The sequence below is a fragment of the Methylocapsa aurea genome (assembly GCF_000746085.1).
GTDB lineage: Bacteria > Pseudomonadota > Alphaproteobacteria > Rhizobiales > Beijerinckiaceae > Methylocapsa > Methylocapsa aurea.
This window is the reverse complement of sequence record NZ_KN050804.1, coordinates 297143-312503: the sequence shown is the minus strand read 5'-3', so window position 1 is coordinate 312503 and position 15361 is coordinate 297143. Positions and strand designations below refer to the sequence as shown.

Below are 15361 nucleotides of genomic sequence, written 5' to 3'. Positions count from 1 at the left end.
CAGGCGGAGCGATCATGCGAATCGGGTGGCAAATGTTGGAATCGACCGGCGCGACGCTGACGGAGAATCAACTTCTCCGGATCGCGAGAACTTTAGCCGATCGGCGCCGCTATGAGATATTGAAACGTCTCGCCGCGCGCAAGGATGCGCTCGCCTGCGGCGCGGTGCGCGATTGCCTGGACATCAGCCCCGCGACGCTCTCCCACCACATGAGGGAGCTTGAATTGGCGGGACTGGTGGAGGTCGTCCGCGAAGGCAAATTCGCCAGCTATATTTTGCGGCGCGACGTGCTCGAAGCCTTCGTTCAACGGCTGAGGAAGGATCTCGAGTAGCGCCTTGAAATAAACCCCTCCGTCGCGATTAGCCGACCAAACGCTTCCACCAGGACTCACGGGGCCGGCTTGCTTTGGCGAGAAGATCCTTCAGCCCGAGCAGTTCGCTTTCTAGCGCCGCCATTCTTGCCGCAAGTTCGCTCGCCTGCGCCTCTTCGGGAGCCTCTTGCGTCATTGTAGGGGCTAAGGCAGGGGCCAATTCCGGCTCCGCTGCGCCGGCCTCAGCCTTTGGTTGGTAGACGCGAAACAATTCGGCGGGGTCAATCGCATAACCGCCATCGTCGTTTTTTGGCGCCAGGAGACGTCCCGATTGAATTGCTCGTAGGATCGTGCTCTTGCTGGCTCCCGTCGCCCGCGCCGCTTCTCTGAGACTCAAACTGGCCATTGCTTTGCGCCCTTTGGAATCGCTGTTCGCCGATGGTGCGTTGGACAGGGTTAATGAGCCGTAAACAGAGCTGGAGCCGCGCCATTTAGTCGCTTCGCTCAAGTCCGCAGCCGCGCGCCCTGCGCGGGCGCCTCAAACATCCTTGAAGGTGAACGGCGAGATATTGCGCATCGATTCGTCGACGAGCAGGCCGCGCAAGGCCGGCGGCGCGGCGCGTTGCGGGCAGGCCGGGCGTTCGCAGAGGCGGCAATTGATCCCGATCGGCATGGCCTCCAATGCGGCGAGATCGAGGCGCCTGCCATAGACGAGGCGCCGCGCATATTTGATTTCGCAGCCAAGGCCGATGGCGAAGCGGGGCTCGATCGCGCCAAAGGGCGAGATCGAGCGGCGGACGGTGCGGGCGATCGAAAACCACTGCGACCCATCGGGCAGTTCGACCACCTGGGTCAGAATGCGGCCGGGGTCGGTGAACGCGGCGTGGATATTCCACAGCGGGCAGGTGCCCCCGGAATGGGCGAAAGGGACCCGGCTCGAGGAAAACCGCTTCGACACATTTCCGGCGGCGTCCACCCGCACCAGGAAAAAGGGAATGCCTCGCGCAGTCTGCCTGGCGAGCGTCGTCAGCCGATGCGCAACCTGTTCGAAGCTCGCCCCGAACCGGGCGCCCAAGACCTCGACATCATAGCCGACGAGTTCGGCCGCTTCATGAAAGCGGCCATAGGGCATCATCACGGCGCCGGCGAAATAATTGGCGAGGGTGACCCGCAACAGCTTTCGGTTCAGGTCGTCGCTTGGCTCGAGCCGTCCGGCGATCTCGTTCAGGAGCCCGCTAAATTCGGTCAAGGCCAATTGATAGGCCGCCTGGAAGGTCCGGCCCGGCTGATCCATGACTTCGGAAATCATCAATTGGCGGCGATGGTGATCGTACCAACGGAGCCGGTCGCCCATGACTTCCAGCGGCAGCGCGCGGACTCTGATGCCATGACGGGCGCGCAGATGGTCCGACAAGGCGAAGAACAATTCGTGCCCGCCGAGCGCGAGATTGGCCGCGAAAGACTCCGCCGCCTCATCGAGTTCCGGGAAATGGTTGCGGGCGTCTTGCAAGATCGCGCGGACCCGGTCGATCGGGCTCTCGCCGAGAAGGGGTTCGGCCCGGTCGCGATCGGCCCCCGCGAAAACGCCGGCTTCGCTCGCCTCCCGCGCCGCCGCATAGGCGCGATAGAGCCGGAGCATGGCGGCGAGCAGGGCGGGCGAATGTTCGGCCGCATCGCGCAGTTCCGCGCGGGGCACCGCGGCTTCGCGGAACAGAGGATCGGCGAGGATCTGCTCCATTTCGCCGACCGATTGCTCGCCTTCGCCTTCCATGAAGTCGCGCGGATCTATGCCGTAGACGTCGGTGAGCCGGATCAGAACCTGGACGGTAATCGGGCGCTGATTGCGCTCCATCAGGTTCAAATAGCTCGGCGAGACGTCGAGCTCCTCAGCCATGCGCGCCTGGGTGAGCTGACGCTCGCGCCGGAGCCGCTTCAGCCGGGGGCCCGCGAAAATCTTTCTGGAGGCGGTGGCTGGCGCGATCATAAGTAAAGTTCTTTACATACAGACAAAATTTTGGTGTATCAATATTACACCATCACCGTTTCTGGAGCCGCTTCCCTTGTCCATTCTCTTGTTCATACGACAACTTTCGATGTAATAAGAGGCCCATGCCTCCGCTCGACGGAGGGTCTTTGTCAATCTATGTGAATTTGCAGTCCTTGTGAAACCTCTTAATTGGGAGCCGCAAGAATGAGCAAAGCGACGAGGCGCGCGCGATGAACTATCAAAGCCAGGTTCCCCTGTCGGGGCAGTCCACCGAATATCAAAGCCACATTGCCCAGGTGAAGCAGCTCATCGACAGCCAGAATGGCGCGTGGGACGGCATCAACGCCGAGTCCGTGGCTCGGGTGCGGCTGCAGAATCGCTTCCGGACGGGCCTCGACATCGCCCGATATACGGCCGCCATCATGCGCCGGGACATGGCGGCCTATGACGCCGACGCCGCCAATTACACCCAGTCGCTAGGCGTCTGGCATGGGTTTATCGCCCAGCAGAAGATGATCTCCATCAAGAAGCATTTCGGCGCGACCGACCGGCGATATCTGTATCTGTCCGGCTGGATGGTCGCCGCGCTTCGGTCCGAGTTCGGCCCCCTGCCGGACCAGTCGATGCACGAGAAGACGTCCGTGCCCGCGCTGATCGAAGAGCTTTACACCTTCCTACGCCAGGCGGACGCCCGCGAACTCGGCGGCATCTTCCGCGAGATCGACGCCGCCCGCAAGGCTGGCGACAGCGCGAAGGAGCAGACGCTGCTGGCGGCCGTGGACAATTATCAGACCCATGTCGTGCCGATCATCGCCGACATCGATGCGGGCTTCGGCAATGCGGAAGCGACCTATCTGCTCGCCAAGAAGATGATCGAGGCGGGCGCCTGCGCGCTTCAGATCGAAAACCAGGTGTCTGACGAAAAGCAGTGCGGCCACCAGGACGGCAAGGTGACCGTGCCGCATGAGGTCTTCCTCGCGAAAGTGCGCGCCTGCCGCTACGCATTCCTCGAGCTCGGCGTCGAGGATGGCATTATCGTCACCCGCACGGACTCGCTGGGAGCCGGCCTCACCCAGCAGATCGCCGTCAGCCATGAGCCCGGCGACCTTGGCGACCAGTACAACGCCTTCCTTGACTGCGAAGAAGTCACGGCCGGCGAAGGCCGCAACGGCGATGTCCTCATCAACCGCAACGGCAAGCTGCTGCGGCCGAAGCGCCTTGCCAGCAATCTCTATCAGTTCCGTTCCGGCACGGGCGCGGATCGTTGCGTGCTTGACTGCATCACCTCGCTGCAGAACGGGGCCGATCTGTTGTGGATCGAAACCGAAAAGCCCCACATCGAGCAGATCGCCAGCATGGTGGATCGCATTCGCGCGGTCGTTCCGAACGCCAAGCTGGTGTATAATAATTCTCCGTCGTTCAACTGGACGCTGAATTTCCGCCAGCAGGTGTTTGACGGCTGGAAAGCCGCCGGCAAGGATGTCTCCGCCTATGATCGCGCGGCCCTGATGAGCGTCGACTATGACGGCACGGAACTGTCCGCCGAAGCCGACGAGCGCATTCGCACTTTCCAGGCGGACGCGTCGAAGCGGGCGGGCATTTTCCACCACCTCATTACGCTTCCGACCTATCACACGGCGGCGTTGTCGACCGACAACCTTGCGAAAGAATATTTCGGCGCGCAAGGTATGCTTGGATATGTTCGCAACATCCAGCGTCAGGAAATTCGCCAGGGCATCGCCTGCGTGAAGCACCAGAACATGGCGGGCTCCGACATGGGCGACGATCATAAGGAATATTTCGCCGGCGAGGCGGCTCTAAAGGCCGGCGGCTCTCACAACACGATGAATCAGTTCGGTTAAAAGCTTAACTCTTTTGTTCAGAGGAACGACAGGGCGGCCCGGAGCGTGATGCTGCCGGCCGCTCAGCTATTTAGCGAGCATTGGCTTCATATGTCGCCGGCGTCCCCTCCGCGGCCCGCCTCGCCTCCGACAAGAAAATGCGATGATCTCGGCGGCAAAGTCTTGATTTTTGGTCGTCTCTAAAGCCGCTTGGCCGCCCGTAGAGCCCGCTCGGGCTGGAGCAGGGCCTTGCAAGGCGGGGCCCAATGCGAGCGAAAGAGAACGCGCGCTCGTCCCAATGGCCGGATTTCAGCCTTTGTTAACACCTTCGGCGCAGATTGAAGCGGCTTCCCTTGACAGCAACCGGGGCTCTGCAGAGACTTTCACTTCGGCGCCGCGCGATTCGACAAACGCGCGATTCGACAAAATTGCGAAAGCACTTGAGAGCGTTTTTCGGCGAAGTTGATACCGGTTCGATGTTCTCGCCGCGAATGGATGCCATCATGACCGTTTTTGCCCTCGACGCCCTCGATCTGGCGGCCCTGCTTTGTTCCCGAGTCTGCCATGACGTGATCAGCCCGGTCGGCGCCATCGTCAATGGTCTCGAGGTTCTCGAGGAAGAGAAAGACGCGGAAATGCGCGGCTTCGCCCTCGACCTGATCAAGAAAAGCGCCGAGACCGCTTCGGCGCGGCTGCAATTCTGCCGTTTGGCTTTTGGCGCCGCGGGCTCGGCGGGCGCCTCGATTGACACCGGAGACGCCGAAAAGGTTGCGCGCGGCCTTTTTGCCGACCAGCGGACCCGGCTCGATTGGCAGGCGCCGCGTCTCTTGATGCCGAAGAACCAGGTGAAGCTGATCTTGAATCTCTGTCTCATCGCGGCCGGCGCTATTCCGCGCGGCGGCGTCATCACGGTGACGACGCGCGGGGCCGACGAGCAACTCAGCGTCTCGGTGACGGCCCAAGGCGCGAATGCGAAGCTCTCAAGCCAGGCCTCCGACCTTCTCGCAGGGACGCCGGCTCAGGCGGTCGACGCCCAAGGAATCCAAGCCTATTATACGGGGCTCGTCGCCAAGGCGGCGAATATGAGCCTCACGATCGAGGTGGAGAGCGAACTTGTCGCGATCCAAGCCATATCGGCCTCGGCTCCGGCGATCATCGAGGCGGTTGCGTGAGCAAACTGTCCTCTCCTCCCCGTCCATAATTGCGGCGGAACGCGACCGCGAGCGCCTCCCGTGATGGACGATGCGCGATCGCAGGCGACGACGCAGCCTCATTTAGAGAAGAACCGATTTCAATCGGAAGCGATCGAGGGCGGCGGGTTTGGCCGCCGGGACCGCGCCCTACGCCGTGATGCGCTCTTCATCGTCGTTCGGCTCGCGCAGCACATAGCCGCGCCCCCAGACCGTTTCGATGTAATTGCGGCCTTGGCTGGCGTTGGCGAGCTTCTTGCGCAGCTTGCAGATGAAGACGTCGATGATCTTCAGTTCCGGCTCGTCCATCCCGCCATAGAGATGGTTGAGGAACATCTCCTTGGTCAGAGTGGTGCCCTTGCGGAGCGAGAGCAGCTCCAGCATCTGATATTCCTTGCCGGTCAGATGGACGCGGGCGCCGGAGACTTCCACGGTTTTCTGATCGAGATTGACGATGAGATCGCCGGTTGTGATGACCGATTGGGCGTGCCCCTTCGAGCGGCGCACGATGGCGTGGATGCGGGCGACGAGTTCATCCTTGTGGAAGGGCTTGGTCAAATAATCGTCGGCGCCGAACCCAAGGCCCTTAACTTTATCCTCGATCGCCGCGAGCCCGGAAAGAATCAGGATCGGCGTTTTGACCTTGGCGACTCGCAAGGTGCGGAGCACCTCGTAGCCGGACATATCGGGAAGGTTCAGATCGAGGAGGATGATGTCATAATCGTAGAGCTTGCCGAGATCGATGCCTTCCTCGCCGAGATCCGTCGTATAGACGTTGAAATTCTCGGACTTGAGCATCAGCTCTATGCTTTGCGCCGTGGCGCTGTCGTCTTCAATTAATAGAACGCGCATCTGAGGTTCCCACCTTCCCCCCGTCGGTCGCCTGCCGGCGCGCGAGATCGCTTCAGGCGCCATCGCGGCTTGTCTTCAGCCGGTCTCCCTGCGATGGCTTCCTCACTACGAATTTCGTAACCTTAACGGGCATTGGTTAACAAATACATTCCCTTTGTAAGACGGTTGCGAACCTCGCGCCGCTGCCCCCATCGGGATCAGGCTGCTGATTCTCAATACGCCATCCGCGTGACAGACTGGCGCGCGGACCTTGCGCGACGCGGACCTGCGCGGAAGGGGACCGGAGTGTCAGAGCGGATTCTAAGGCGGAATTTACGCGCGGCCGCGCGAATCACTCCCGCCAAGCCTTTCCGCCGCCTTTCGCTCGGGGAGGAATTCGGCGGTCTTCGGCGGCAGTAACGAATGGGCAACTTTACTGCGGCAAACTTTGTCCGGTTGGAGCAACCTCGGCCGCTCCGCGGTTCAAGGCTGTCCCCTGGGGCGTCGCCGGGCCCCGCTTGGGCTTCCGCTGGTTGGACTGGCGGGCTGTTTGAGGCTGAGGGTCGTTTGGAGGTGAAGCACATGAAGCCGCAGGAAACACTGACGCGCCTGAAGCGCTTCCAGGTCGACGAAAAGCGCCGCCGCGTCGCGCAGATCGAATCCATGGTCGCCGAATTCTCGCGGATTGCGCGGGAGCTCGATCAAGAGGTCGCGCTCGAAGAGCAACGCGCGGGCATATTCGATGCCACTCACTTTGCCTATCCGACTTATGCGCGCGCCGCCCGAACCCGCCGGGACAATCTGAATCGCTCGGCGGAGGAATTGCTGGGGCAGCTCGAAGAGGCTCGCCGCCATCTCGAAGAAGCCCTTGCGGACTTGAGCAAAGTGCAAGATTGCGATGTGCGCGAGAGGGGCCTCGAGCCCGCCGCCGAGATCGCCGGCAAGTCGGTCAAGACCTCAGGGATGCGGTTTCGAACTATCGAAGCTTGAACAGCGCATCATTTCCCAGCTATTTCCGGCTTCGGGAGGGCCGGAAGCTCCGGTAGCTCTTGTGCGCGGCCGCTATTTGCCCGTTGGCACTTGCGGTCGAAACGCGCATGGTGCAGGGATTGCCATTGGAGCATCTGCTCCAATTCTTCGAATCTGAGCGATGTCTTTTGATCGGATGCGCCCATCTGATCGGGAAGCGCTCTCGTGCAAGGCCGAGACTCCTGTCGAAGCGCGGCTACCCCTCCGGAGCGTCATGAAGCGCATCTTTGATTTTTTCTGGCCGTTGGTTGGTCTGATCGCCGTCGCTGTTTCGCTCTGGCTCCTTTACCGGGAATTCCGCGGCGCCTCCGTTGGGCCAGAGGTCTGGGAGCACCTCAAATCGATTTCGCCGATGCGTTATCTGCTGGCGATCCTCTCCACCCTCGTGGCCTACGCAGCGCTGGCCTGGTACGACAGAATCGCTCTTCTCCATCTCGGCGTCCGGCATATCTCCTGGGTTTTCATCTCGCTATGCTCCTTCACGACCTACGCAATCGCGCATAATATTGGCGCGACCGTTTTTTCGGGCGGGATGGTCAGATACCGCGCCTATAGCTCGAAAGGACTGACGGCGGCTCAGGTTGCGGTTCTAGTCGCGGTCTGCTCGCTAACCTTCGGCCTCGGCACCATGCTGCTCGGCGGCCTCATTTCCGTGCTCGAGCCCGAACAATTGCAGCGGTTTGGCGGGTTCTTGCCGCAATATTTGAAGTTCTTGGCCGATCCAGCGGCGGCTCGGGCCATCGGCGTCGTGCTGCTGGGCTTGGTCGCGATCTATGTGATCGGCTCGGTGTTCAGGTTCAACCCTCTCATTATTAAAGGGTTTCGGCTGGAATATCCAAGCCCGGCGATTGCCGTCAGGCAATTTATCGCCGCGCCGCTCGAACTTCTCGGCGCGGCGGGCATCATCTATTTCGCTTTGCCGGAGGTGGGCAACCCAGGCTATTTCGTCGTGCTCGGCGTTTTTCTCGCGTCTTTTTCCGCCGCGCTGGCATCCAATGCGCCGGGTGGGCTTGGCGTTTTCGAGCTCTTGTTCATCAACGCCATGCCGGCGACCCCTAAGGTCGAGGTGCTGGCGGCGCTGCTGGTCTTCAGGCTGTTATACCTTTGGATCCCGCTGCTCATTTCGGCGGTCGTCGTCATTCTCTTTGAACGCAGCAAACTCGAGGAAGTGCTTCACCATGAAGTGCATCCGGCGCCAGGCCCGGAGATCAAGCAGCAGGACCAGGCTGATCGCGAGCGGGCCGGCTTTCGCTGAATATCGCGATTCGATGGCTTCCGTCCTTCGCGGGCCGGGCCGAAAGGTTTCCGCAATAAGTCGAAGGCCTCCGGAACCAGGCTCCTAAAGCGTTTCCCGATCGGATGGAATCATCTGATTGAAAAGGAATCGCTCAGATTCCGGGGGGAGCATGTTCTTATGAGACATCGGACATATCCGATGTCTAAAGATCGAAAAGGGCGATCAGCTTTTTTGAGAACATGCTCGAGGCCTTCAACTTGGCGCTGCCGGAGGGAGAGGGCCCCGGCGGCAACGTCGATTGCGGCGAGGCCGCGCTCAGTTGCAGACGCGGACGCGTTGATAGCGGATGATATTGCCATAATAGTCGACAACCGGCTGACTGACGAAGGCGCAGCCCGGATAGCCGTAACCATAGCCATAATAGGGAGCGGATGCGGCGGCGGCGCCAATTGCGAGGCCGGTCGCGATGCCTGCAGCGCCCCATCCCCATCCCCAACCGTGATGATGGAAGCCTCCGGCGACGGCGGGAGTGGAGGTCGTGGCGACGGCGAGGCCGAGGGCGGCGACGGCGAGGCCAGCAGTGAGGGACTTGCGGAAATTGATCATTGCTTCTCTCCTTAGGTCGCCGTTGGTTCGTTCCGGCGATGTTTGGAGATTAGCGGGGGGCTTCTGGGGCCGCTGTGCGACCACGCACGCTCACGCATGACCCCAAAAAGCGCAGAGATCATGCGTAAAACGAGAGATAAAGCAAACGAGATAAAGCGCGATCGCTTCCGGGTGGAGGCGTCACGCCCTATCGTTCCAGCTCCGATCGTTCGGGGAATGATCCTATCCGATTAGCGCGATCACATCACGCCCATCGGACCAACCATCAGGCCATCCGCGATCTTCTTCTGTTCGTCGTTGAACGAAGCGTAGAGCGGATCGAGCGCCGCTTTAATCGCCTGCAAGGTGGCAAGATGTTCGGCGAGCATTTTTTCATGCTTTTCGAGCCGGGCCGGAAGGCTCTCGGAGGTGCTGGCCAGGGCAGGGCCGGTCTTCTTGATTGCACCTGCATCGGGGTAGGCGGTGTCGCCGGCGACGACGGGCTTGGAGGCCTCGGACTTCGTCATGTGGCGCTGCATGCCTTCCATCGACTTTCCAGCTGAGCGGAGGGCGTCGGCGAAGCTATTCCACTGCGCTTGCTGCGCATCGCTGATTTTCAGATCGGTCTTGAGAGACGTGATGCGCTCGTCGGTATGCGCGACCATCTTGGTCATCATATCGTGCATCATCGACTTCATGTTTTCCATGCCGCCGCCCATGCAGGCGTGTTCGTCATGACCCATGCCGCCGTGCTCATGGGCGGGCGGAGCAGGCGGCGCAGCGGTCTGAGCCGACGCCGCGGCTGTTCCGAGCAACAAAGCCGCAGCAATGGAAAGAATGGGCAAAGGACGTGAAATGCGAGCTTTCATGGGTGCGTTCCTCCGTTGAATTTCTTAAGCATGGCGACTTTTGCGCGCAGCGGGACGTCAGCTTCGGACGAGGCGGTCGAGCGGGCGATTCGATATCCGATTTTCATGACCGATGAGAGACGAGCTTTTCGAGAGCGCTCCGCGGATCCTTGCGGCCCTCATGTTTTGGCGTGCTCGAGGCGATCCGCCACGCCGAAGGCGGGCCACAGCTGGCCCATCCTCATTTAGGGAAGAAATTTCGCGCCGGCCTTATCCGCCCCGGCTTCATCGCCATCGCTGCGTCCACCAGTCAGCCTATGCTTGCCGGGAATGGCGCGCGTTGATCCACGTCAAACTTGCGCGGCAATAGCAAAGGCGTCGGTCAGACGATCGCGCCGTGGCAATGTTTGAATTTTTTGCCTGATCCACAGGGACAAGGCTGATTGCGCCCGACCTTGCCATGGGGCGACGGGGCGCCGGCGGTCTCGCGCAGGAGCGCATCGGCGGCGCCCGCGTCGAAAATCTGCTCCGGACCGCGGCCCTCGATGAGTTGCGGAGCCGCCTTTGCGCTGCTTAGAGCGGCGAACGCCGCGCCGGCCGCGCCGCCGTCGTGATCGAACGCCGCAACCTCGGAGGGCTGGATCTGGCTCGGCGGCGGCTCGAAGGCGACCTCGACGCGGCTCAACTGCGATGTCGTGACCTCGCGCAGCCGGGAGATCAACTCGTCGAAAAGCTCGAAGGCTTCGGATTTATATTCGTTCAGCGGATCGCGCTGCGCCATGCCGCGCCAACCGACCACCTGACGCAGATGATCGAGGGTGAGCAGATGCTCGCGCCAAAGGTGATCGAGAGCCTGAAGGATGATCTGCTTTTCGACATAGCGCATGACCTCGACGCCGTTTTTTGCCACGCGGGCGGCGTAGCCTTCGTCGGCGGCCTTTTTTAGCCTTTCATGCATGTCTTCTTCGTCGATGCCTTCCTCCTTGGCCCAGTCGGCGAGCGGGAGAGAGAAATTGAACGCGCCTTCGACCGCATGCTGCAAACCTTCGATGTCCCAGGCCTCGGGATAGGCGTCGCGCGGAATATGTTTGGCGATGAGGTCGTCGACGACCCCATGCCTCATCTCGTCGATCATCTCTTCGAGTGAGTCCTGCGCCATCATCTCGCGGCGTTGCTCGAAGACAACCTTGCGCTGGTCGTTCATGACATTGTCATATTTGAGAATATTCTTGCGCATGTCGAAATTGCGCGCCTCGACCTTTTGCTGCGCTTTCTCCAAGGCCTTGTTGATCCACGGATGGACGATCGCCTCGTCCTCCTTGAGGCCGAGCTTGACCAGCATGGACTCCATCCGGTCGGATCCGAAGATCCGCATCAGATCGTCCTTCAGCGACAGGAAGAATTTCGAGCGTCCGGGATCGCCCTGGCGGCCGGAGCGGCCGCGCAGCTGATTGTCGATGCGGCGGCTCTCGTGCCGCTCGGTGCCGATGATGTAGAGGCCGCCGGCGGCGATCGCCTGAGCCTTGAACCGCTCGACCTCGGCGCGGATTTCAGCTTCCTTCTGGTCGCGTTCGGGCCCGTGCGGGAGATTTGCGCATTCTTGCGCGACGCGCATTTCGACATTGCCGCCGAGCTGAATGTCGGTGCCGCGGCCGGCCATATTGGTCGCGATGGTGATCGCGCCGGGGACGCCGGCCTCGGCGACGATATAGGCTTCCTGTTCATGAAAACGCGCGTTCAGGACCGCGAAGAGCTTCGAGGGCCTGTCCGCCCGGGCCGCCGCATAGAGTTTCTGCAAGGCTTGCGGCTCGGTGAAGTCGATCTGCTTATAGCCCTGCTTTTTCATCGCCTCCGCGAGCTGTTCGGATTTCTCGATCGAGGTCGTGCCGACCAGCATCGGTTGAAGCTTCGCGTTGGCGTCTTCGATCTCGCGCGTGATGGCGCGCAGCTTTTCCTCCGCCGTGCGATAGACTTCGTCGTCCTCATCGATGCGCCGGACCGGCTTGTTGGTCGGAATCTCGACGACGTCCAGTTTGTAGATCTCGGCGAACTCATCGGCCTCGGTGGTCGCCGTTCCGGTCATGCCGGCGAGTTTGCCATAGAGGCGGAAGTAATTCTGGAAGGTGATCGAGGCGAGGGTCACGTTTTCGGGCTGGACCTGGACATGTTCCTTGGCCTCCAGCGCCTGGTGCAAGCCTTCCGAATAGCGCCGGCCCGGCATCATCCGGCCGGTGAATTCGTCGATGATGACGACTTCGCCATTGCGGACGATATATTCCTTGTCGCGCTGGAACAATTTATGCGCGCGCAGGGCTTGATTTACGTGGTGCACGATCGTGACATTGGCCGCCTCGTAAAGCGAACCTTCGGTCAAGATCCCGACCCCGCGCAGCAATTCCTCCATATGCTCGTTGCCCGCCTCGGTCAGATTGACCGTGCGCTGCTTCTCATCGAGATCGAAGTCTTCGGGGCGAACGCCTGGGAGCACTTTGTCGATCGCGTTGTAGAGGTCCGACTTGTCGTCGGAGGCGCCCGAAATGATCAGGGGCGTGCGCGCTTCGTCGACCAGAATGGAATCGACCTCGTCGACGATCGCGTAATTATGGCCGCGCTGGACCATCTGGCCGAGTTCGTATTTCATATTGTCGCGGAGATAGTCGAACCCGAACTCGTTATTGGTTCCATAGGTGATGTCGGCGGCATAGGAGCGGCGGCGCTCCTCGTCCTCGACGCCGTGAACGATAATCCCGGTGGTGAGGCCGAGAAACTGATAGATGGAGCCCATCCACTCGGCGTCGCGGCGGGCGAGATAATCGTTGACGGTGACGACATGCACGCCTTTGCCGGCGAGCGCGTTGAGATAGGTCGCAAGCGTCGCGACGAGCGTCTTGCCCTCGCCGGTGCGCATCTCCGAAATCCCGCCCTCGTGCAGCACCATGCCGCCGATCAACTGGACGTCGAAATGGCGCTGCCCGAGGACGCGCCGCGCCGCCTCGCGCACCGTGGCGAAAGCCGGAACGAGCAGATCGTCAAGTTTCTTGCCGGCGGCGAGTTCTTCGCGAAACTGCACGGTTCGGGCGGCGAGCTCGGCATCCGTGAGCTTCAGCAGTTCAGGTTCGAGGGCGTTGATCGCCGCGACCTTGGGCCGGTATCCCTTCAGCCGGCGATCATTCGCCGATCCGAAAATTTTCTTCGCGAGGGAGCCCAACATTATTCAACGACCTTTCTGGACGCGGCCAGAGCGATTTTCCAAGTTGCGAGAAATCACTCTTACCTTTCTCTTTGTTTATGCTCAAACGCGGCGACCGCCCCGGGTGGCCCCGCAAGCCAGCCCCAAATCCCCGCGCAAGCCCGATATCTTGCGAAGCCGCTGATCGCAAAGGGGCTTTTAGCGATTTCAGGACAATCTCATAGCCATGGCGAGTTCATAAGCATGGCGACGCGCGGTTTTCTGTTTGGTTCGGGAGAGCGGAACACCAATGACCAAACGCGGGACCTCGGCAAGAAATTCTTTTTTGAAAGTCGGCGCGGCCGCGCCGAAAAGCAATCCGTAGAGACCGGCCCGAGAGATAAGATTGGGGTTTGACCTTGTCAAATCCATCCTTCCATGCATCTTTTCGCCCGCCGTCGCGCGGAGATTCAAGCCCGAATTCGCCCGCCGGACCACGGCGGCAGTCTTTTTCTCTTCAGCCCGGAGCTAGAATCGCATGTTCATGAAGCAATCCTCGCGCGCCCTGGCCGCAGGTCTGGCCTGCGCCTTGGCCATGGCGGCGCCAGCAATCCTCGCGGCTTCCCCAACCGCGGCGAAGGTTCTCGCCACGGTCAATGGGAAGGAAATCACCGACGAGGACGTGAAGATCGCCACCGAGGATCTGGGCGCGAGCCTCCCGGCGCAGCTCGAAGGCAAGGCGCGCGAGGCCTATATTCTCGATTTCCTGATCGATGGGGCATTGGTGGCGCAAAAGGCGCAAAGCGATAAGCTCGACCAGGGTCCGGATTTCGCGAAAAAGCTCGCCTATTTCCGCGAGAAGCTGCTGATGGAGATCCTGCTCAGCCAGGTGGCGAAGAGCGCCGTCACCGATGCGGCGGTCAAGGCGACCTATGATGAAGCCGCCAAGGCGCAAAAGCCCGAGACCGAGATTCGCGCGCGCCATATTCTCGTGCCGACCGACGCCGACGCCCAGGCGGCGCTGAAACGGGTGAAGGGCGGCGAGGATTTCGCCAAGGTCGCGAAGGAGGTCTCGAAGGACCCAGGTTCGGAAGGCGGCGAACTCGGCTGGTTCACCAAGGAGCGCATGGTGCCCGAATTCGGCGACGCCGCGTTCAAGCTCAAGCCCGGCGAGTATTCCGAGCCGGTCAAGAGCCCCTTCGGCTGGCATATCATCCAGGTCGAGGAAAAGCGGCAAAAAACCTTTCCGCCCCTTGACGAGGTCAAGGATCAGGTCAGCCGCTATGTGGTGCAGAAGGCGCAAAGCGAGATGGTGGCGCAACTCCGCAAGACCGCCAAGATCGAGCGCACGGAGCCGGCTCCGGAGGCCGCTGCGCCCGCGACTCCCGCCGCTCCGGCCCCAGCCAAGAAATAATCGCACAATAGGATCGGGCGCGGTCGAAGGGTCTTTTGACCTTGACCGCGTCCGCTCTTCAAAAATAGGGGCTAGGCCGAGGTTTGCTCGCTGGCGCGGCTCGGCGCGAGCCATCCGAGCCGCGCGAGGCGGACCAGTTTCAGACGCCAGGGTCTGAAACAAGGCGACTTTGTTTCGTCATCGGGACGCGGCCATCTCGTCGCCCGTTTGCTGACACCGCGGACCGCCTCCAGCTTCATGCATTCGCCTAACCACCCGCCGCAATTTCCTACGCAGATTTTGCGGCCATTGTTCGGGATTGCCCATACGGCCAAACCGGAGCACGATGAAACGGGAATCGGGAACGCGGGGCAAGCCCGGCCCGCAGAGACCTTTTTCGCCCATCGCGCGCCGCCGCCGCGATGATCGTCAGGGAGGAACCGCACATGAAGCCAATCGCTTTTCTTGCAATCCCATTGCTGCTCGCCCCTCACGCCGCAATCGCAGGATCGGCAAGCGGCAGTGGCGCTTTGGCGCTTGCCGCTCTTGTCGCCGAATATTCACCGGACGTGAAGGCGAGCGACAAGATTGTGCTTGGGAAATTCCTGAATGGGAAGAGCGACGCGCCTTATCCATCCGACAAGAAAATCACGGTTGCGTCCGCCGCTGTCAGTTGCCGGGCCAGCAATGTGGACATCACCCAGCACAGCTGCGATCTAACGTTTGGAGCGAAAAAAGTCACGACGAACGGTAGGAAAGCGCACGAACTCTACGCGACGCTCGCCGAGGCGGGGGCGCCGCCGGATGGGGCCGCGGGTTCGATCTTCGAGGCGGTGTCCGATCTTGATTGCACAATCGATCCCGCCGAGGTGAAGCAAAAAGCCGGCGGCGGCGCAAATTGCACATTCGACCCGCCGAAGTGACGGCGAACGCCTTGGTC

At 61.1% G+C, this 15361-nt stretch carries 12 protein-coding genes and 2 pseudogenes; 7 read left to right on the top strand and 7 right to left on the bottom strand.

The window, feature by feature from the left end; genetic code table 11:
• Positions 1-14 precede the first annotated feature (14 nt).
• A complete protein-coding gene (locus DL86_RS16655) occupies positions 15-332 on the top strand; it encodes an ArsR/SmtB family transcription factor (RefSeq protein ID WP_245276410.1) in 318 nt (105 codons plus the stop codon).
• A 28-nt stretch (positions 333-360) separates the two neighbouring features.
• Here DL86_RS16655 and DL86_RS18915 read toward each other — a convergent pair whose 3' ends face one another.
• The gene (locus tag DL86_RS18915) at positions 361-717 is read right to left on the bottom strand and encodes a MerR family transcriptional regulator (RefSeq protein ID WP_051953618.1); all 357 of its coding nucleotides are present in this window, start codon (positions 715-717) and stop codon (positions 361-363) included.
• Between the two features lie 132 nt (positions 718-849).
• Positions 850-2295, bottom strand: a complete 1446-nt coding sequence (locus DL86_RS16645; protein ID WP_036263689.1) for a helix-turn-helix domain-containing protein — start codon at positions 2293-2295, stop codon at positions 850-852.
• A gap of 233 nt (positions 2296-2528) precedes the next feature.
• Here DL86_RS16645 and DL86_RS16640 point away from each other — a divergent pair, with 233 nt between their 5' ends.
• Positions 2529-4160 carry an isocitrate lyase gene (locus DL86_RS16640; RefSeq protein WP_051953617.1) on the top strand — a complete coding sequence of 544 codons (1632 nt, stop codon included), beginning with the start codon at positions 2529-2531 and terminating at the stop codon, positions 4158-4160.
• Positions 4161-4642: 482 nt separating this feature from the next.
• Positions 4643-5311 carry a histidine phosphotransferase ChpT gene (chpT, locus tag DL86_RS16635; protein WP_036264049.1) on the top strand — a complete coding sequence of 223 codons (669 nt, stop codon included), beginning with the start codon at positions 4643-4645 and terminating at the stop codon, positions 5309-5311.
• Between the two features lie 168 nt (positions 5312-5479).
• On the opposite strand, the gene ctrA is transcribed toward chpT, so the two are convergent.
• Positions 5480-6181, bottom strand: coding sequence for a response regulator transcription factor CtrA (ctrA, locus tag DL86_RS16630; RefSeq protein WP_036264047.1), 702 nt, complete (start codon positions 6179-6181; stop codon positions 5480-5482).
• Between the two features lie 561 nt (positions 6182-6742).
• Here ctrA and DL86_RS16625 point away from each other — a divergent pair.
• Both DL86_RS16625 and DL86_RS16620 read left to right on the top strand, forming a co-directional pair.
• Entirely contained in the window at positions 6743-7150 is a 408-nt protein-coding gene (locus DL86_RS16625) for a flagellar export protein FliJ (protein WP_036263686.1), read from the top strand.
• Between the two features lie 253 nt (positions 7151-7403).
• Positions 7404-8444, top strand: coding sequence for a lysylphosphatidylglycerol synthase domain-containing protein (locus DL86_RS16620; protein WP_036264045.1), 1041 nt, complete (start codon positions 7404-7406; stop codon positions 8442-8444).
• Positions 8445-8741: 297 nt separating this feature from the next.
• Here DL86_RS16620 and DL86_RS16615 read toward each other — a convergent pair whose 3' ends face one another.
• The 4 genes and pseudogenes from DL86_RS16615 to secA all read right to left on the bottom strand — a co-directional run.
• Positions 8742-9032, bottom strand: a complete 291-nt coding sequence (locus tag DL86_RS16615) for a hypothetical protein (RefSeq protein WP_036263684.1) — start codon at positions 9030-9032, stop codon at positions 8742-8744.
• 239 nt (positions 9033-9271) lie between these two features.
• Positions 9272-9880 carry a Spy/CpxP family protein refolding chaperone gene (locus DL86_RS16610; RefSeq protein ID WP_245276409.1) on the bottom strand — a complete coding sequence of 203 codons (609 nt, stop codon included), beginning with the start codon at positions 9878-9880 and terminating at the stop codon, positions 9272-9274.
• 361 nt (positions 9881-10241) lie between these two features.
• Positions 10242-10325, bottom strand: a pseudogene (locus DL86_RS20890) (SEC-C metal-binding domain-containing protein); the annotation flags it as partial.
• Between the two features lie 203 nt (positions 10326-10528).
• A pseudogene (gene secA, locus DL86_RS16605) lies at positions 10529-13070 on the bottom strand (preprotein translocase subunit SecA); the annotation flags it as partial.
• 496 nt (positions 13071-13566) lie between these two features.
• Between secA and DL86_RS16595 the strand changes: the two are divergent.
• Together DL86_RS16595 and DL86_RS16590 are read left to right on the top strand one after the other, a co-directional pair.
• A complete protein-coding gene (locus tag DL86_RS16595; protein WP_036263673.1) occupies positions 13567-14442 on the top strand; it encodes a peptidylprolyl isomerase in 876 nt (291 codons plus the stop codon).
• Positions 14443-14867: 425 nt separating this feature from the next.
• Positions 14868-15344, top strand: coding sequence for a hypothetical protein (locus DL86_RS16590; RefSeq protein ID WP_202899224.1), 477 nt, complete (start codon positions 14868-14870; stop codon positions 15342-15344).
• Positions 15345-15361: the final 17 nt, after the last annotated feature.